Annotated in this window: 20 protein-coding genes; 13 read left to right on the forward strand and 7 right to left on the reverse strand. The window is 63.8% G+C overall.

All coding sequences use genetic code 11. The annotated features are described in order from the left end of the window. Positions 1-60 precede the first annotated feature (60 nt). A complete protein-coding gene (locus FCS99_RS05655) occupies positions 61-525 on the reverse strand; it encodes a peptidase S1 (protein WP_138511101.1) in 465 nt (154 codons plus the stop codon). Positions 526-679: 154 nt separating this feature from the next. Here FCS99_RS05655 and thiE point away from each other — a divergent pair, with 154 nt between their 5' ends. The 4 genes from thiE (at position 680) to FCS99_RS05675 (ending at position 3,991) form a co-directional block, all read left to right on the forward strand. Beyond that, positions 680-1,297 carry a thiamine phosphate synthase gene (gene thiE / locus FCS99_RS05660; RefSeq protein ID WP_138511102.1) on the forward strand — a complete coding sequence of 206 codons (618 nt, stop codon included), beginning with the start codon at positions 680-682 and terminating at the stop codon, positions 1,295-1,297. 62 nt (positions 1,298-1,359) lie between these two features. Next, on the forward strand, positions 1,360-2,505 hold the full coding sequence (locus FCS99_RS05665) for a tetratricopeptide repeat protein (protein WP_138511103.1): 1,146 nt from the start codon (positions 1,360-1,362) through the stop codon (positions 2,503-2,505). A 118-nt stretch (positions 2,506-2,623) separates the two neighbouring features. Continuing rightward, complete coding sequence (efp, locus tag FCS99_RS05670) at positions 2,624-3,190, forward strand: elongation factor P (protein WP_138511104.1); 567 nt, start codon at positions 2,624-2,626, stop codon at positions 3,188-3,190. Positions 3,191-3,196: 6 nt separating this feature from the next. After that, positions 3,197-3,991, forward strand: coding sequence for an inositol monophosphatase family protein (locus tag FCS99_RS05675; protein WP_138511105.1), 795 nt, complete (start codon positions 3,197-3,199; stop codon positions 3,989-3,991). A 6-nt stretch (positions 3,992-3,997) separates the two neighbouring features. Here FCS99_RS05675 and FCS99_RS05680 read toward each other — a convergent pair whose 3' ends face one another. After that, positions 3,998-4,606: an FMN-dependent NADH-azoreductase gene (locus FCS99_RS05680; protein WP_138511106.1), complete on the reverse strand. Its 609-nt coding sequence runs from the start codon at positions 4,604-4,606 to the stop codon at positions 3,998-4,000. A 235-nt stretch (positions 4,607-4,841) separates the two neighbouring features. On the opposite strand from FCS99_RS05680, the gene FCS99_RS05685 reads away from it, so the two are divergent. Beyond that, positions 4,842-5,837 (forward strand): hypothetical protein, encoded by a 996-nt coding sequence (locus FCS99_RS05685; RefSeq protein ID WP_138511107.1) that lies wholly within the window; start codon positions 4,842-4,844, stop codon positions 5,835-5,837. Between the two features lie 3 nt (positions 5,838-5,840). After that, positions 5,841-6,830, forward strand: coding sequence for a peptidoglycan-binding protein (locus tag FCS99_RS05690; protein ID WP_138511108.1), 990 nt, complete (start codon positions 5,841-5,843; stop codon positions 6,828-6,830). A gap of 6 nt (positions 6,831-6,836) precedes the next feature. Here the strand turns inward: FCS99_RS05690 and FCS99_RS05695 are convergent, their stop codons facing one another. Together FCS99_RS05695 and FCS99_RS05700 are read right to left on the reverse strand one after the other, a co-directional pair. After that, complete coding sequence (locus FCS99_RS05695) at positions 6,837-7,142, reverse strand: CcdB family protein (protein ID WP_138511109.1); 306 nt, start codon at positions 7,140-7,142, stop codon at positions 6,837-6,839. Then, the gene (locus FCS99_RS05700; protein WP_138511110.1) at positions 7,142-7,405 is read right to left on the reverse strand and encodes a type II toxin-antitoxin system CcdA family antitoxin; all 264 of its coding nucleotides are present in this window, start codon (positions 7,403-7,405) and stop codon (positions 7,142-7,144) included. The genes FCS99_RS05695 and FCS99_RS05700 overlap by 1 nt, the downstream gene beginning before the upstream one ends. Positions 7,406-7,604: 199 nt before the next feature. Here FCS99_RS05700 and rpmE point away from each other — a divergent pair, with 199 nt between their 5' ends. The 4 genes from rpmE to FCS99_RS05720 all read left to right on the forward strand — a co-directional run bounded on the left by rpmE (position 7,605) and on the right by FCS99_RS05720 (position 10,548). Next, on the forward strand, positions 7,605-7,823 hold the full coding sequence (gene rpmE / locus FCS99_RS05705; protein WP_138511111.1) for a 50S ribosomal protein L31: 219 nt from the start codon (positions 7,605-7,607) through the stop codon (positions 7,821-7,823). Positions 7,824-8,052: 229 nt separating this feature from the next. Further along, the gene (locus tag FCS99_RS05710) at positions 8,053-9,411 is read left to right on the forward strand and encodes a globin-coupled sensor protein (protein WP_138511112.1); all 1,359 of its coding nucleotides are present in this window, start codon (positions 8,053-8,055) and stop codon (positions 9,409-9,411) included. Next, the gene (locus FCS99_RS05715; protein WP_138511113.1) at positions 9,411-9,872 is read left to right on the forward strand and encodes a BLUF domain-containing protein; all 462 of its coding nucleotides are present in this window, start codon (positions 9,411-9,413) and stop codon (positions 9,870-9,872) included. The genes FCS99_RS05710 and FCS99_RS05715 overlap by 1 nt, the downstream gene beginning before the upstream one ends. Before the next feature lie 55 nt (positions 9,873-9,927). Next, the gene (locus tag FCS99_RS05720) at positions 9,928-10,548 is read left to right on the forward strand and encodes a helix-turn-helix domain-containing protein (protein ID WP_138511114.1); all 621 of its coding nucleotides are present in this window, start codon (positions 9,928-9,930) and stop codon (positions 10,546-10,548) included. A gap of 5 nt (positions 10,549-10,553) precedes the next feature. Here the strand turns inward: FCS99_RS05720 and rcdA are convergent, their stop codons facing one another. Both rcdA and FCS99_RS05730 read right to left on the reverse strand, forming a co-directional pair. Beyond that, a complete protein-coding gene (rcdA, locus tag FCS99_RS05725; protein WP_138511115.1) occupies positions 10,554-11,078 on the reverse strand; it encodes a protease adaptor protein RcdA in 525 nt (174 codons plus the stop codon). A gap of 79 nt (positions 11,079-11,157) precedes the next feature. Further along, on the reverse strand, positions 11,158-11,433 hold the full coding sequence (locus FCS99_RS05730) for a DUF1192 domain-containing protein (RefSeq protein WP_233352670.1): 276 nt from the start codon (positions 11,431-11,433) through the stop codon (positions 11,158-11,160). Here FCS99_RS05730 and FCS99_RS05735 point away from each other — a divergent pair. The 3 genes from FCS99_RS05735 (at position 11,413) to FCS99_RS05745 (ending at position 13,860) form a co-directional block, all read left to right on the forward strand. Further along, positions 11,413-12,399, forward strand: coding sequence for an NAD(P)H-quinone oxidoreductase (locus FCS99_RS05735; RefSeq protein WP_138511116.1), 987 nt, complete (start codon positions 11,413-11,415; stop codon positions 12,397-12,399). The two genes, FCS99_RS05730 and FCS99_RS05735, sit on opposite strands and share 21 nt — an antisense overlap. 155 nt (positions 12,400-12,554) lie before the next feature. Next, positions 12,555-13,223, forward strand: a complete 669-nt coding sequence (locus tag FCS99_RS05740) for a DUF1013 domain-containing protein (RefSeq protein ID WP_138511117.1) — start codon at positions 12,555-12,557, stop codon at positions 13,221-13,223. 175 nt (positions 13,224-13,398) lie between these two features. Continuing rightward, the gene (locus tag FCS99_RS05745; protein WP_138511118.1) at positions 13,399-13,860 is read left to right on the forward strand and encodes an XRE family transcriptional regulator; all 462 of its coding nucleotides are present in this window, start codon (positions 13,399-13,401) and stop codon (positions 13,858-13,860) included. Here FCS99_RS05745 and FCS99_RS05750 read toward each other — a convergent pair. Continuing rightward, on the reverse strand, positions 13,857-15,137 hold the full coding sequence (locus tag FCS99_RS05750) for a TRAP transporter large permease (protein WP_138511119.1): 1,281 nt from the start codon (positions 15,135-15,137) through the stop codon (positions 13,857-13,859). The genes FCS99_RS05745 and FCS99_RS05750 overlap by 4 nt on opposite strands. Position 15,138: the final 1 nt, after the last annotated feature.

A 15,138-nucleotide genomic window follows, 5' to 3' on the forward strand; every position in this document is an offset into this window, starting at 1 on the left:
CTTGGTGGTCGGCTTGCCGAACCGCGAAACCGGTGCCCACTTCCGCTGGCAATCCGACGACTAGTGGCCGAGCTCGGAAATGGTCAGCGTCGAGGACGCCATGCCGGAACCGGAACCATAGGTGCCGATCCAGATGTCGTACTGACCGGACATCGGGTTGGACCACCAGACCTGCGGGTTCAGGCCATTGGCGTCGTCATTGCAGTACCAGCGGCCGTCCGGGGCGTTCACGACGATGGTCGTGTCTGAATTGGAGCGGGCACCGATATAGAGCGGCAGGCTGCCGGCATTGTAGTTGAGGCGATAATCCGGCGCGTTGGCGATCATGCCGCGGCAGGACCCACCGAGGGCGGAACCGGCGTCGATATTGCCGCCCGCCGTGATCGACACGGTGTACGGGTCCGGTGCGAAACCGGCCGACAGGTTCGTGGAACCGAAAGTCGGGTTCAGCGAATAGTTCTGGGCAAAGGAAGCGCCGGCACAGGCGGCAACCGCAACGGTGGCGGCGATAATGGTCTTCATCATGTGGAATATCCCCTCAGACGTTATGGGCAATCGAGCCTACAGTGATCGATCTGGAATGCACACTGTAATGTTGAACATGAAGCACTGATGAACGCGGGCGAATTTTCCGCGAAAAGCGTTGTCACACCGGAGGCTAGCTGCCAAAAGCGCCGACATGACCAGCCAGCTCTACCTGATTACACCGCCCCGGATCGACGCCGATTTCGCCGTGAGCCTTGCCGACACGCTGGACGCCGGCGATGTGGCCGCCCTGCAGATCCGGCTGAAGGATCACACCCCGGACGAGGTTCGCCAGCTGGCGCCGGACCTGATCCGCATGGCCCAGTCCCGCGGTGTCGCGGCCATTCTCAATGATGACCCTCAACTGGCGGATGAGCTGGGTTGTGACGGCGTCCATATCGGACAGTCGGACGGAACAGTGAAAGCCGCGCGGGCGATCATGGGCAAGGACCGGACGGTGGGCGTGACCTGTCATGACAGCCGCCACCTCGCCATGGTCGCTGGCGAAGCCGGAGCCGATTATGTTGCCTTCGGTGCCTTCTATCCGACCGGCACCAAGACGGTGGAGCACCAGGCGACACCGGACGTGCTGACCTGGTGGACCGAGATTTTTGAACTGCCCTGTGTCGCCATTGGCGGGATCACGCCGGACAATGCCGCCCCCCTGATCGCGGCCGGTGCCGACTTCCTCGCCGTCAGCGGCGGGGTGTGGCAGTATCCGGACGGGCCGGCGGCGGCGGTGCGGGCCTTCAACGCCCTGTGTGAAGAATAGCTGTCGCCGAATGACGGCCTTGTCACTTGACCCGGCCGGGCTCTGAGCGCTCAAAGGCACGCATGCTGGTACGTTTTTCTGTCTGTTTCGCCCTGCTTCTGTCGGCTCCGTTTGCGGGGGCGCAATCCCTGCCGGATGAGGAGGCGCCACCGGCTTTCCCGTCCGAACTCATTCTCCTGCCCCAATCGGTCCAGGATGCGGCCAATGACGGTCTGGATGCCGAGGAAGCGGAGGTGCCGTCCGACCTGACGCCGGTGGACGAGGCCTGGTACCGGGCCCAGATCGCCTATCTGGGCGGAGACTGGTTCCCGGCGCGGCGCTATGCGGAAAACGCAGCTGTTGCCGGTCATGCTGACGCCGCCGCCCTGGCCGGCATCATGGCGCGTGACGGGATCGCGCAGGAGCGCAACATTCCGGCCGCTGTGGACTGGTTCCGGCGCGCCGCAGAGTCCCGTCATCCGGTCGCCCTCTACCAGCTTGGCCTGCTGGCCCGTCTCGGTGATGAAAGCCTGGGTCTGGGCACGCCGCGCCACTGGTTCGACCGGGCCGCCCGTGCCGGGCATATCGATGCCATGGTGGCCTATGCGCTCGCCCTGCGCGCATCGGGCATTCCCCAGGAAGCAGTACTCGCCCGCGAATGGGCCGAACGGGCCGCGCAGCAGGGATCGGCGGAAGCGAAATACCAACTGGCCATGATGCTGGATGAAGGCGTCGGCGGTCCGCGGGATGCCGAGGGTGCCCGTGTCTGGTTCGAGCGTTCGGCGGAAGCCAATATCGCCGAGGGCGCCTTCCAGGCCGGCATGATGTGGGCGGATGGCGAAGGCGGTCCGGCCGGTGATGTCGAAGCGCGGCGCTGGCTGCGCATTGCCGCGGAGAGCGGCTACGCGCCGGGCCAGGGCCAGTACGGCCTGATGCTCTATCAGGGGCGTGGCGGCGAGATGGATCGCGAGGCGGCCGCCTACTGGTTCGGCGAGGGCGCGCGCGGTGGCGATGCGGAAAGCCAGTATCTCTACGCTTTCGTCCTGGCCCAGGGCGATGGTGTGGCCCGCGATCTGGAAACCGCCTATCGCTGGGTCGTGGCGGCCGGAACCGACAATCTGGGCGCTCCGGTCCACAATCAGGACCGGGACCGCCTGCAGGCGGCCCTGGAACGCGTCCTGCCGCTGGATGTCCAGGCGCGCATGCGCGAATTGGGGTCCGCTGACTGAGCGGAATTGGCCCCCGTCGCTTGCCGTTCCGTGTCCTCACTGATAGGAGAGCGCCAAATTTGGCGGCAGCGCGCGGCAGGGGCCGGCGCGACACGCTCCAGGCTCGACAGGTGAGTTCATGAAAATCAACGGCAATGAAATCCGTCCCGGCAATGTGCTGATGCACCAGGACACGCTCTGGGTGGCAGTGAAGACCGATCACGTCAAACCGGGCAAGGGCGGCGCTTTCGCCCAGGTCGAGCTGAAAAACCTGCTCGACGGCCGCAAGCTGAACGAACGTTTCCGCGCCGCCGACAAGGTCGAGCGCGTGCGCCTGGAGCAGAAGGACCACACCTTCCTGTTCGACAGTGGCGACATGCTGACCTTCATGGATAGCGAGAGTTACGAGCAGATCGAGCTGCAGAAGGATTTCGTCGGCGAAGACCGCGCCGCCTATCTGCAGGAAGGCATGACCGTGGTCGTGGAGTTCCACGAAGAGCGCCCGATCGGCATTTCCCTGCCGCAGCACGTGACGCTGGAAGTGGCCGAGACCGAGCCGGTCGTGAAGGGCCAGACGGCTGCCAACTCCTACAAGCCGGCCATCCTGTCCAATGGTGTGCGCTCGTCCGTGCCGCCTTTCGTGGGCCAGGGCGAGAAGATCATCGTGGCGACCGAGGACGGTTCCTACGTCCGCCGCGCGGATTGATCCGACATGGGTGCGCTCTCTCCCCTCCTCACCGTGATGACCGAAGTGGCAGCCCGCGCCGGGCGGTCACTGAACCGGGACTTCCGCGACATCGAACACTTGCAGGTCTCCCGCAAGGGTCCGGCGGACTTTGTGTCGGTGGCCGACAAGAAGGCCGAGGACATCATCTATGACCGCCTGACCACGGCCCGTCCGGGCTATGGCTTCCTGATGGAAGAGCGCGGCATTGTGGAAGGGTCGGACCGTTCCCACCGCTGGATCGTCGATCCGCTGGACGGCACGCTGAACTTCCTGCACGGCATGCCGCACTTCGCCATCTCCATCGCGCTGGAGCGCGAGGGCGAGCTGGTGGCCGGGGTCATCTACAATCCGGCGACCGACGAGATGTTCCACGCGGAAAAGGGCCGGGGTGCCTGGCTGGCCGACCGCCGCCTGCGCGTCGCCGACCGCAAGCATTTCGACGAAGCCGTGTTTGCCACCGGCATGCCCTTCCTGGGCAAGACGGGGCATGCGTCCTTCCTGAAGGAATTGCACCAGATCATGCCGCATTGTGCCGGCATTCGCCGCATGGGATCGGCCGCACTCGACCTCGCCTGGGTCGCCGCGGGCCGCTATGACGGGTTCTGGGAACGCAATCTGAAATCCTGGGATATCGCCGCGGGCATCGTCCTGGTGAAGGAAGCGGGCGGTTTTGTCGGCGAGATTGACGGTGGCGAGGACATCCTGCGCACCGGCAATATCGTGGCCGGCAATGAGGCCATGATGGGCGAACTCAACAAGCGCCTCACTGCCGCCAAGTAACCCGGCTTACGCCGCGAGCGTTTCGATGGTTTCGCTCGCGGCCGCCACGCGCTCTTCGGCGCCGAAGGCCAGGCCGCCGGCATTGATGAACTCGATGTCGGTGATGCCGATGAAGCCGAGAATGTAGCGCAGATAGTCCGACGCGAAATCATTGTCGCCGCCCAGATCCGTCCCGCCGGAGGTGAAGACGATGATCGCGCGCTTGCCCTTCAGGAAACCTTCCGGACCGTCTTCGGTATAGCGGAAAGTCTCACGCGCCCGCACCACCATGTCGATCCAGGCCTTCAGGGCCGCCGGGATGGTGTAGTTGTAGACCGGTGCGCCGATCACGATCGTGTCGGCCTGGCGCAATTCCTCCACCAGCGCATCGGAGCGGGCCAGCGCGGCCTTCTGGTCGTCATTGCGCTCGGCCGGATCCGTGAAATTGGCACTGATCCAGGCTTCGTCGATGAAGCGCAGGCCGGGTTCGGCCAGGTCGCGGACCTGGACGTGAAGGTCGGGGCGGTCGCGGCGCAGGCGCTCGATGACCTGGTCGGTCAGGGCGCGCGACTGGGAGCCGGCATGGCGCATGCTGGCATCGACGCGAAGAACGCGGGCTTGGTTTTGATCGGACATGGCGAAACTCCTGGCTCAGCCCGGTTGCGGGCGAAAATTCGATGCGCGGAAAATGGTTCTGCCGGGTCAACGGATAAAGACCGGGCTCTGGAAGCTTATTGTTTCCATTTCGGATGATATTGGGCGCGCCTTTCCACGGTGCGGGCTGTGCGCTGGGGAGGAAGGCTTTGACCTCGCCTCCAAAATGTCCCAATCGGGGGTGAGGAAGGTCGTACGCTGCGAGTAAGGGGAAGGCATGCCTGGACTGGACCGGAATGATGAGCTGCGCGATACGGCACCGGAGGTGCGCTTCACGGGGCCCTGGCGCTACATCATCTGGATGGCGATGTTCACGGCGGTGGTGCTGGCCCTCGCCATTTTCCTGATCGGCCCGCTGGAAGCCGCCTTCCTGGCCAATCCGGCGATCAATGGCCTGATCATCGGCGTGCTCGTGATCGGCGTGCTTTACACCTATGCGCAAGCGCTGGGGATCGGGCCGGCCGCGCGCTGGCTGATGCGTTTCCGCTCGTCCGAAGATCCGGCCGCGCTGGGCCGCCCGCCGGCCCTGATCGCACCCATGGCCTCCATGATCGGTGCCACCGGCAAGAAGGTCTCCCTGTCCGCCGGGTCCGTGCGCACCGTGCTGGACTCGGTCGCCGCCCGCATGGCGGAAGCCGGCGCCTTCACCCGCTATTTCGGACGATTGCTGATCTTCCTTGGCCTTCTGGGTACGTTCTGGGGCCTGCTCCAGGTCGTCGGTGATGTCGGTGAGGCCGTCCGGGCCGTCACCGAAAGCTCCACCGGGGGCGAGGCCGATGTGATGCGCCTCATGTCCGCCATTGAAGAGCCGATCCAGGGCATGGGCACGGCCTTTGCCTCTTCGCTCTTCGGTCTGGCCGGCTCCCTGGTGATCGGCTTTCTCGATCTGCAGGCCGGTCGCGCTCAGAACCGCTTCTACAACGAGATCGAGGAATGGCTGTCCTCCATCTCGCGTCTGGCCGCGGCCGGTCCGGCCACGGACGGTGATGGCGAGGTCTCGTCGGCCTATGTCGGCGCACTGCTGGAACAGACGGCGGAGACGCTGGACCGCCTGGCCCATACGCTGGAGCGGCATACCCGTCAGCTCGATACAACGCTGCAGCGCTTTGCCGATGACAGCCGCGCCTCCAATGAGGAAGCGGCGCGCGCCCTGCGCGATGAAATCCGGGTCCTGATCCGAACCCTGCAACAGCGGGAGCGGGGAGGGGAGTAAGCCATGTCTTCGCCCCGGTTCGCGCGTTTCCAGGAAGCCGATACTGGCGATCACTGGCCCGGCTTCGTTGATGCCCTGGCCACGCTTCTGCTCGTCATCATCTTCCTGCTCGCCATTTTCGTGGCCGGCCAGTTCGCGCTTTCGCGCGCGCTGACCAATCGCGATGACCAGCTGGCCGACCTCAATGCCCAACTCGCCCAGCTGGCCGATGAGCTGAATATTGCGCGGGACGAGAATGCGGCGCTGGAAGTCCGGATCACCGGGCTGGAGGAAGAGCGCGACGCCCTGCAGGGCGCCCTCACCCTGGCCAGCAACCAGGCCGCCGATCTGCAGGCCGAACTCACGGCCGAACAGGAAATGTCCGAGGAGAGCCGGCGCGCCCTCGCCCTGCTGAACCAGCAGATGCAGGTGCTGCGGGACCAGATCGCCTCACTCAATGCGGCCCTGGATGCGGCCGAGCAACGCGCCGAGGAAGCCGAGGCCCAGGTCATCAATATGGGACGGCGCCTGAACGCAGCCCTGGCCGAACGGGCGGCCGAACTGGCCGCCTACCGCTCCGACTTCTTCGGGCGCCTCAGTGAAATCCTGGGCAACCGGACCGGTGTGCGGGTGGTGGGCGACCGATTTGTTTTCGAGACCGATGTTCTTTTCCCGTCCGGTTCGGCGGCCCTGTCCAGCGAGGGACGCGAAAGCCTGCGCCCCATCGCCGCCGCCATCATCCAGCTGACCGACGAAATCCCCGATGACCTGGAATGGGTGATCCGCATTGACGGCCATACCGACCCGGTGCCGATCCGCACGACGTATCCGTCCAACTGGCACCTCTCCGCCGCGCGAGCGATCTCGGTGGTGAACTGGTTCGAGGATCTCGGCGTGCCGTCCGACCGTCTCGTGGCGGCCGGTTTCGGTGAACACTACCCGATCGTGGAGGGACGTACGGCTGAGGCCAATGCCCGCAATCGCCGTATCGAGCTGAAGCTGACGTCGAGATAGCCGGTTTCAAAATCCCTGAAACAGGAAATCCATCGCTGCGGTGATCGTGTCGCGGTGTTGGCCGACATTGCCGACGGGCTGGCCAAGCCACCGCACGGGTTGGGCGCCGATCTCGCTGACCAAGAGCCGGTAAGGCTTGTCCTCGATCACAAGCGTGGGTGTGAGCCGGGGAAGTTCGGGGCCTGATGTTTCGGCCAGTGACTGAAGCGGAATCACGACCCGGCTGGACAGGCTGGTGAGAAAGTCCGCTTGAACATCGACCAGTAACGGAATGGGCCAGGCCGGCACCCTGTAGAGGTCGAACCGTGCCATCAGTCGTCTTTGGGGATGGCCCACCAAGGCGTTGGCAGCAACATGCCCTCGCGTTCTATGCGCTCATTGTGGGCCTTGATCGCGTCGGCATTGTCTTCCAGCCAGCGGCGTTCTTTCTCGGCTTTTACTGCTGCGGCGATGCCCGCCTCGGCGGCGCGAGACGTATTCAGGCCGAGGGCCTTGGCTTCGGCCATGATGTCTTCCCGCACGGTGAGACTGGTGCGTTTTCGGCGTTCTGGCTGACGGTAATCCGGTTCACGCATAGCCGGGCTCCTGAAGGTATGTATTGTTATACATACATCTTCGGCCCATCTCAACGCGGCGGCCGGCGTATTGCGCCAGACTCACAAGCCTGCTTGCCCTTTTCGCGCGCATCCTGTATCAGCCCCGCTCCTGAGTTTATTGAGCTGCGTGCCCGGCTGTGGATCGGTGTGGCGCGGCGGATGAAAGAAAGCCGGACCGATGAAAAAGGATACCCATCCCGATTACCACGTCATCACCGTGAAGATGACGAACGGGAGCGAATTTCAGACCAAGTCGACCTGGGGCAAGGAAGGCGACGTCCTGACCCTGGACATCGATCCGACCTCGCACCCGGCCTGGACCGGCGGCAACCAGCAGCTGATGGACCGCGGCGGCCGCGTGTCCCGCTTCAAGGACAAGTTCAAGGGCTTCGTCTGAGGCTGACGCGCGACACCGCGCGAATAAGTTTCATCACAGAAAAGCGCAGCACCACATGGTGTTGCGCTTTTTTGATTCCGGTCTTGAGAAAATCTGCCTGGGTTGCGTAACGATACTAGTATTTTAATAGTAAGTCATTGAATTATTTTAGTAATCTGGAAGTGTTTAAGGACTTGTTTACCGCAGCTTCCCCACCGTCGGTTTCAATGAACCACGTAAGGGGGAGGCCATGTCGGAACAGCTCAAATCCGAGCGGATTGCCGATTTTGCGATCACAGCCAAAACGCGCGACAGCCTGCGCCAGATGCAGAGCGTCCTGCCGGGCGTGCTGGAAGGCGCGCTGACCGAATTCTATGCGACCTTGTCCCGCGCCGAGGGTGTCGCCCATTTTTTCCGGGATGACGCACACCGCGATCACGCCAAGAAGCACCAGATTGCCCACTGGGACTCGATCCTCTCGGGCGAATTCGACGACCAGTATTTCCAGAATGTGCGACGCATCGGCGAGGTGCATTGCGAGATTGGTCTGGAACCGCGGATCTATGTCGCAGGCTATGCCGGCATTGCGTCCAATCTGATCCGTGGTGCCATGAAGGCGGCAGGCCGCAAGGGGCTGTTTGCCAACGGGCAGGATGAAAAGGCAGAGGCCTGGGTCGATGCGCTTGTGCGCGCTGTCTTCCTGGATATGGAACTGGCCCTGTCCACCTATCTCGAAGCCGGTGAAGCTCGCGCCCGGGAAGCTCGGAACCGCGTTGCCGACACGCTGGAAGCCAATGTGTCCGCAACGCTGGCCGGGTTGGCGGAAACGTCGGACCGGCTGGATGAGCTGGCGGGCCGGGTCGGATCCTCGGTGGATGCAACCCTCACCGATGCCGCCACCACAGCCCGCGAGGCGCAGTCGGCTTCCCAGAATGTCCAGTCCGTCGTGGTCGCCGCCGAGCAGATGCGCGGCGCGGTCGACGAGATTTCCGGCCAGGTCAACCAGACCAGCGACCGGGCCCGCGAGGCGGTCGACCAGGTCGGCGCCGCGGCCCAGGTCATGGATACGCTTAATTCGGCGGCGTCCGAGATCGGCAATATCGTCGGCCTGATCCAGGATATTGCGGAACAGACCAATCTCCTGGCCCTGAATGCCACGATCGAGGCGGCGCGGGCCGGTGAAGCCGGGGCCGGTTTTGCCGTGGTGGCCGGCGAGGTGAAGCACTTGGCCCAGCAGACCGCCAGTGCGACGGACCGGATCAGTCAGCAGATCGGGGCTGTCCAGCAAGGCGCATCGACGGCGGGCACTGCCATTCAGAACATCCATGGGACGATCGAAGCCGTGAACGAGGCCTCGGTCAGCATCAATGCGGCCATTGAGGAGCAGTCCTCGGCGATCCGCGAGATCGTCCGGAGTGCCAATGAGGCTGCCAGCGGCAATACGGCCGGCGCGGAATCGGCGGCCAAGCTGGAAACCGGCGTGCGGGAATGCTCACAGTCCTCCGGCTTCGTGAAGGAGGAGGCGACGGCCGTGCGCAAGGCGGTCGCTGAACTGCGCGAGAAGGTGCACGGCTTCCTGGAACAGACCCGGGCCGAGGGTGCGGCCTGATGCTGCTGTCCCGCTTGCTTTATTACAGTCGCCGGAACTGGTCCAAGGAGGACCCGTCAGAAGCGGAGGCCGTTCTGGAGCAAATTCTCCAGGCCGGTCGCCGCAACAATCCGCGGGACGGGTTGAGCGGCGTGCTGATCGTGGATGATGATCTGTTCGTCCAGGTATTGGAGGGACCGCGATCGAGCCTGACCCGTACATTCGGCCGGATCCAGAAGGATCCGCGTCACGAGAATGTGGTGCTGGCAGGCCTGACCGAGGTCGGCGACCGGCAGTTTGACGGCTGGAATGTCTATGTCCGCCGCGGTCCGGGGCAGACCACTCGCCCGGCTTGGTTCGCGAGCCCCGATGTTACAACTTTTGAAGCGTTTCTTGTGAGCGTGGAACGCCTATTATGCGCCGACGGTGAAATCACCGCGTTATCGTCCCTGAATAGTAAAATAACGCTGGATTTCGCGTAGACATGTCGGCACAAGGGTGCGCTGATTAGCCACAATAAAAGTATGTGTTTTGGGAATGGATTGGGCGAAGAAAATCAAAGAGCTTCGCTATTTTGAAGATCTGAAACAGGATGTGCTGGCGCGTCAACTGGGCGTCAGTCAAGCGAGTGTGAGTCAGTGGGAGCGCGGCGTCGCGGAACCGCCCGAGGAGGCGCAACGCCGTTTGCTGCGCCGTCTGGCCCAGACGCCGCCTGAACGCTTCCTGCAGGCTCTCAAGGTCAGCGTGCGGTCCAGCCCCAATGTGGCAATTCTCATGGTGCGCCGTGACGGTGTCGTCCTGATCGAGATGATCAGTGACGGTGCGGCCCAACTGACCAATTTTCTGTCCCATGACGATGTCGGCCAACCCTTGCGCGGCCGTTTCGGGCCGGTGGTCGATAGCCATCTGGACGAGCTGGAGCGCGAGGGCCTGTTCGAGGGCAAGCTGGAATCCGCCCGGGGGACTGCCATGCTGCACAGGAATGGCCAGGCCCGTCCGGTAACGGTCGGCATGATCCCTTTCCGGGTCGAAAACAGCGATACGGATTATGTCGTGCGGGCCGAGGTCCGCTTCCCGGTGGCGCCGGAAGCGGAACTCCACAAGGTTGAGTCCGAACTGATCCTGGTGCCGCACCAGAAGCGCGAACTGGAAGCCTGAGGGTTTCAGCGGTCGCCGAACGCGCCGCGCAGCATCGCCATCTGGTCGGCAACCGGATTGGCGTCCGTATCGACCAGGCCATCAATGTAGAGATTGTCGTCGATCCGCTTCAGCCGCTCATAGAGGCGGCGCGAGCGCGTGACCAATTCCATCAGCACGGCCGGCGCGGTCTCGCCTTCCGGCCAGAGACCGTCGGTGGGACGGTCGGCATTGAGACGGTATTTGCCGTCCGTGGCATCCTCGGCGCTCATTTCGCCTTCGGACACGGCCCGCTGGGCCAGCAGCCAGGAGGCGGCCTGCATCAGGCGGGTGGTGAGCTTCATGCTCTCCGTCGCGTAGGACAGAGCGCCTGCCCGGTCGAGCGATTTGGAGTCGTCGCGACCCGGACCGTCCAGATAGGCCGCTGTTTCTTCCACCAGATCCATGCCTTCCCGGAAGAGTTTCTGGAACATCTCCGAATTGGCAAAATCCTGGGCGCGGGCGGCAGGTGCGCCTCCGGCGGGGAAGAGGGTCGGCGTTTGGTCAGTCATTTCGCGTCCGTTTTTCGGTCGATCTGAGAATACGAGCGAATCAAAGCAATACGCGGGCCAGCTTGCCGAAAAGACTTGATCAAAACTTAAACACGGCGTCCGCAGCGGATAATCCGGCCTGTTTTTTCTCAGTCATCGCGTCGATACGCACCAATTCCGCCTCGAGCAAGGCGCGGCGCTCGGCCAGATCTTCCAGGGAGAGGCCCGACAGGTCTTCGCCGGGGATGATGCTGGTTTTGGCCTTGGCGCTTGCCGCGCTGTCGTCACCATGAAACATGTGGACCACCTTCTGTTTCCCTGATGTCGAACATAGCGCGAGAACGGAGTGTTTCCCATGTCCGAGCCCCAGATCCATCACATCGTGATCGCCCAGGAGCCTGGCGGCCCGGACGTTCTGGCCTGTGTGGAGCGCCCCCGGCCGGTTCCCGGTCCGGGCGAAGTGCTGATCCGGAACACCGCTTGCGGGGTCAATCGGCCCGACCAGATCGAGCGCTTGGGCTTCTACCCGGCACCGCCTGGTGCGCCTGAAGGCCTCGGCCTGGAAGTGTCCGGGCATGTGGCTGAACTGGGCGAGGGTGTGACCGGCCTGGACGTCGGCGAGGCCGTGGTCGCCCTGGTCGCCGGAGGTGGGTATTCGGAATTTGTCGTGGCCCCGGAGGGCTCGGTCCTGCCGGCACCGAAAGGGCTGGACCTGGTGGACGCAGCGGGCCTTCCGGAGACCGTCTTCACCGTCTGGGCCAATGTGTTTGAAATCGGCGCATTGTCGCCGGACGAAACCTTTCTGGTTCACGGTGGGACAAGCGGGATCGGCACGACGGCGATCCAGATGGCCAAGGCCCATGGCGCCCGCGTAATCGCGACCGCCGGCACGCCGGAGAAGGTCGAGCTGTGCCGCAAGCTGGGGGCGGACATCGCGATCAACTACCGCGAGGAGGATTTCGAAGCCGTCGTCACCGAGGCCGGCGGGGCGGATGTCATCCTCGACATGGTGGGCGGTCCCTACGTCCAGAAGAATATCAACTGCGCTCGGGCCGGCGCGCGCCTGGTTTCGATCGCCTTCCTGCAGGGCAGCCGGTGCGAGCTGGATCTGATGCGGGTCATGCTCAAGCGGATCACGCTGACCGGTTCCACCCTGCGCGCCCGTCCGGTGGCGGAAAAGGCGCGCCTGGCTGCCGCCATCAAGGACACGGTCTGGCCCTGGATCGAGGCCGGCAAGGTCCGCCCCGTGATCGACAGCCGGTTTGCCCTGACCGAGGCCGTGTCAGCCCATGAGCGGCTCGACAGTGGCGAGCACTCCGGCAAGATCCTTCTGACCTGCTGACAATCTCCGGCGCAACCGCTTTGCAGGGCGGCGAAAACGCGGTATAAAAGCGTCAAATCGCTTTGTATCAGGTGTCATCCTTGCAGAGCGTCGGAAGCCCAAGCCCGGCCGCCGTGTCGGGCTTTTTTTGTTTCTCCCCAACGAAGAGGGAATCCATGACCGAGATCCTGATGCCGAAAGCCACGGCTGTCTGGCTCGTCGACAACACGTCGCTGACCTTTGACCAGATCGCCGGCTTCTGCGGCCTGCACCCGCTGGAGGTGAAGGGGATCGCGGACGGTGATGTGGCTGTGGGCGTGCGCGGTGCCGACCCGATCTCCAACGGTCAGCTCACCCGCGAGGAAATCGAGAAGGCCGAAAACAATTCGGACTACCAGATGACCGTGGTGAAGCCGAAATATGCGGACCTGCACTCCCCGTCCAAGCGTCGCGGCCCGCGCTACACGCCGCTGTCGCGCCGCCAGAACCGTCCGGATGCGATTGCCTGGCTGGTCCGCAACCACCCGGAACTGTCCGACGCGCAGATTTCCAAACTGATCGGCACGACCAAGACGACGATCGGGGCCGTGCGCGACCGCACCCACTGGAACTCCGCCAATATCAAGCCGACCGACCCGGTCTCGCTTGGCCTGTGCACCCAGATTGACCTCGACGAGCAGGTGAAGAAGGCTTCGGCCCGCCGCCGCAAGCTGGAAGAGGAAAATCCGGAAATGCTGGCCGACACGCTGAAAGCCCAGGACGAGCTTCAGGCGGACCAGGATGATGACTTCAAGTCCAATGATGACATCGACCTGGAAACCCTGTTCGGCGGTTCCAAGGACTAGGGTCTGACCGACACGGAATGATGAAGAGGGCGGCTCCGACGAGCCGCCCTTTTTCGTGCTGACGTGTTCGTGGCGGGCCACTGGCGGGTATCTGACGCAAGCCTGACGTGGCGGATTGGCGAGGGAGCTGGTCTTTCGGGGTCATCCGATTACAACAGCTCCCGAGGAGAAAATCATGGCTTTCAAGGCAGACGCGGCAAAGATCAAACGTTGGCGCGAAGAGCGGCACTGGTCGCAGGAACACCTGGCCGAACTGGCCGGGATCGGTCTGCGCACCCTGCAGCGGATCGAAAAGGGCGAACCCGCCTCCAAGGACACGCTCATGGCCCTGGCGGCCGCCTTCGGGGTGGAGGTTCTGGCGCTGTGCATCGATCCGGAAGCCGAGGCGGCCGAGATCATCCGCAAGAAGGATCAAAAGGCCGTGGCCGGGCTGCGCCTGTCCGTGGGCATCCATTTTGCCGGCTATGTGATTGGCATGGCGGTCTTTGCCGCCATCAGCCTGGGTGACACATCCGGCTACTGGATCATGAAATGGCCCACCCTGTGGTGGAGCGTCGGCATGGTGGCCCATGCCGCAACGCTGGGCATTGTCGAACTCGTGGCGCGGACCCGGCAGGCCCAGGCCCGCTGGAGCTAGCGCATGAAATTGACGAGGCTCATGGAGATGGCGGGGAAATAGGTCACCGCCATCAGGGCCACGAAGAGCGCTCCATAGAAGGGCCAGATCGTCTTCACGGTCTCCTCCACCGGCACCTTGCCGATGGCCGAACCGACGAAGAGGACGGAGCCGACGGGCGGCGTCACCAGGCCGATCCCCAGATTGAGCATCATCACAACACCGAACTGGACCGGATCCATGCCCAGCCCTGTCACGATCGGCAGGAAGATGGGCGTGGTGATCACGATCAGGGGCGACATGTCCATGAAAGTGCCCAGGACCAGCAGGATCACATTGATGATCAGCAGGATCAGGATCGGATTGTCGGTCAGCGTGGTGATCAGATTGGCCAGCTGGGCCGGTGCTTCCAGCAGGGCCAGCGTCCAGCCGAAGGCGGAGGCGGAGCCGATGATGAGCAGGACCATGGCCGTGGTGCGCACGGCCTGGACCGCGGCTTCGAGGAAGGCTTTCGCGCCCATGGAGCGATACAGCAGGGCTGCGACGGCGACCGTGTAGATGACCGCGATGGCGGAGCTTTCCGTGGCCGTGAACAGGCCGCCGAGTACGCCGCCGACAATGATGATGGCGGTCATCAGGCCCGGCAGGGCCATGATCAGGGCGCGCAGGAAGACCATCCAACCGGGAAACTCGCCGCGCGGATAGCCGCGCTTCACGGCGACGGCCCAGGCGGCCACCATCAGGGCGCCCCCGGTGAGCAAGCCCGGCACGATGCCGGCGACGAACAGCTCGCCGATCGACACGCCGACGCCGGCGGCGGCCGCGTAGATGATCATGTTGTGCGACGGCGGAATGAGCAGGCCGCAGATGGCCGAGGTCGAGGTGACGTTCACGGCATAGTCCGCATCATAGCCGCGTGACTTCATCATCGGCATCAGGGTGGAGCCCATGGCCGAGACCGAGGCGATGGCGGAACCGGACACGGCTCCGAACAGCATGGACGCGCCGACATCGACCTGGCCGAGACCACCGCGGGCCTGGCCGAAGGCCGCTTCGGCGACCCTGACAAGCCTTTCGGCAATGCCGGACCGGTGCATGAGTTCCCCGGCAAAGACGAAGAAGGGAATGGCCATGAGCGAGAATACGCTCATGCCACCCGCCATGCGCTGGAACACGCCGATGGCCGGCAGGTCCATGAAGAAGAAGGTGACGAGCGTCGCGCCCAGAAGGGAGAAGGCGACCGGGACACCGCAGACCAGCAGCAGCGTCAGCACGCCCAGGAGAATGGCGAGTTCCATG

It is taken from the genome of Maricaulis alexandrii, assembly GCF_005871165.1.
In the GTDB taxonomy this organism is placed as follows: Bacteria; Pseudomonadota; Alphaproteobacteria; order Caulobacterales; family Maricaulaceae; genus Maricaulis; species Maricaulis alexandrii.

Bases quoted from the DNA above. Each gene is read 5' to 3' on its own strand.
- FCS99_RS05655 (WP_138511101.1), bottom strand. From the start codon at position 525: ATGATGAAGACCATTATCGCCGCCACCGTTGCGGTTGCCGCCTGTGCC.
- thiE (WP_138511102.1), top strand. From the start codon at position 680: ATGACCAGCCAGCTCTACCTGATTACACCGCCCCGGATCGACGCCGAT.
- FCS99_RS05665 (WP_138511103.1), top strand. From the start codon at position 1,360: ATGCTGGTACGTTTTTCTGTCTGTTTCGCCCTGCTTCTGTCGGCTCCG.
- efp (WP_138511104.1), top strand. From the start codon at position 2,624: ATGAAAATCAACGGCAATGAAATCCGTCCCGGCAATGTGCTGATGCAC.
- FCS99_RS05675 (WP_138511105.1), top strand. From the start codon at position 3,197: ATGGGTGCGCTCTCTCCCCTCCTCACCGTGATGACCGAAGTGGCAGCC.
- FCS99_RS05680 (WP_138511106.1), bottom strand. From the start codon at position 4,606: ATGTCCGATCAAAACCAAGCCCGCGTTCTTCGCGTCGATGCCAGCATG.
- FCS99_RS05685 (WP_138511107.1), top strand. From the start codon at position 4,842: ATGCCTGGACTGGACCGGAATGATGAGCTGCGCGATACGGCACCGGAG.
- FCS99_RS05690 (WP_138511108.1), top strand. From the start codon at position 5,841: ATGTCTTCGCCCCGGTTCGCGCGTTTCCAGGAAGCCGATACTGGCGAT.
- FCS99_RS05695 (WP_138511109.1), bottom strand. From the start codon at position 7,142: ATGGCACGGTTCGACCTCTACAGGGTGCCGGCCTGGCCCATTCCGTTA.
- FCS99_RS05700 (WP_138511110.1), bottom strand. From the start codon at position 7,405: ATGCGTGAACCGGATTACCGTCAGCCAGAACGCCGAAAACGCACCAGT.
- rpmE (WP_138511111.1), top strand. From the start codon at position 7,605: ATGAAAAAGGATACCCATCCCGATTACCACGTCATCACCGTGAAGATG.
- FCS99_RS05710 (WP_138511112.1), top strand. From the start codon at position 8,053: ATGTCGGAACAGCTCAAATCCGAGCGGATTGCCGATTTTGCGATCACA.
- FCS99_RS05715 (WP_138511113.1), top strand. From the start codon at position 9,411: ATGCTGCTGTCCCGCTTGCTTTATTACAGTCGCCGGAACTGGTCCAAG.
- FCS99_RS05720 (WP_138511114.1), top strand. From the start codon at position 9,928: ATGGATTGGGCGAAGAAAATCAAAGAGCTTCGCTATTTTGAAGATCTG.
- rcdA (WP_138511115.1), bottom strand. From the start codon at position 11,078: ATGACTGACCAAACGCCGACCCTCTTCCCCGCCGGAGGCGCACCTGCC.
- FCS99_RS05735 (WP_138511116.1), top strand. From the start codon at position 11,413: ATGTCCGAGCCCCAGATCCATCACATCGTGATCGCCCAGGAGCCTGGC.
- FCS99_RS05730 (WP_233352670.1), bottom strand. From the start codon at position 11,433: ATGGATCTGGGGCTCGGACATGGGAAACACTCCGTTCTCGCGCTATGT.
- FCS99_RS05740 (WP_138511117.1), top strand. From the start codon at position 12,555: ATGACCGAGATCCTGATGCCGAAAGCCACGGCTGTCTGGCTCGTCGAC.
- FCS99_RS05745 (WP_138511118.1), top strand. From the start codon at position 13,399: ATGGCTTTCAAGGCAGACGCGGCAAAGATCAAACGTTGGCGCGAAGAG.
- FCS99_RS05750 (WP_138511119.1), bottom strand. From the start codon at position 15,137: ATGGAACTCGCCATTCTCCTGGGCGTGCTGACGCTGCTGCTGGTCTGC.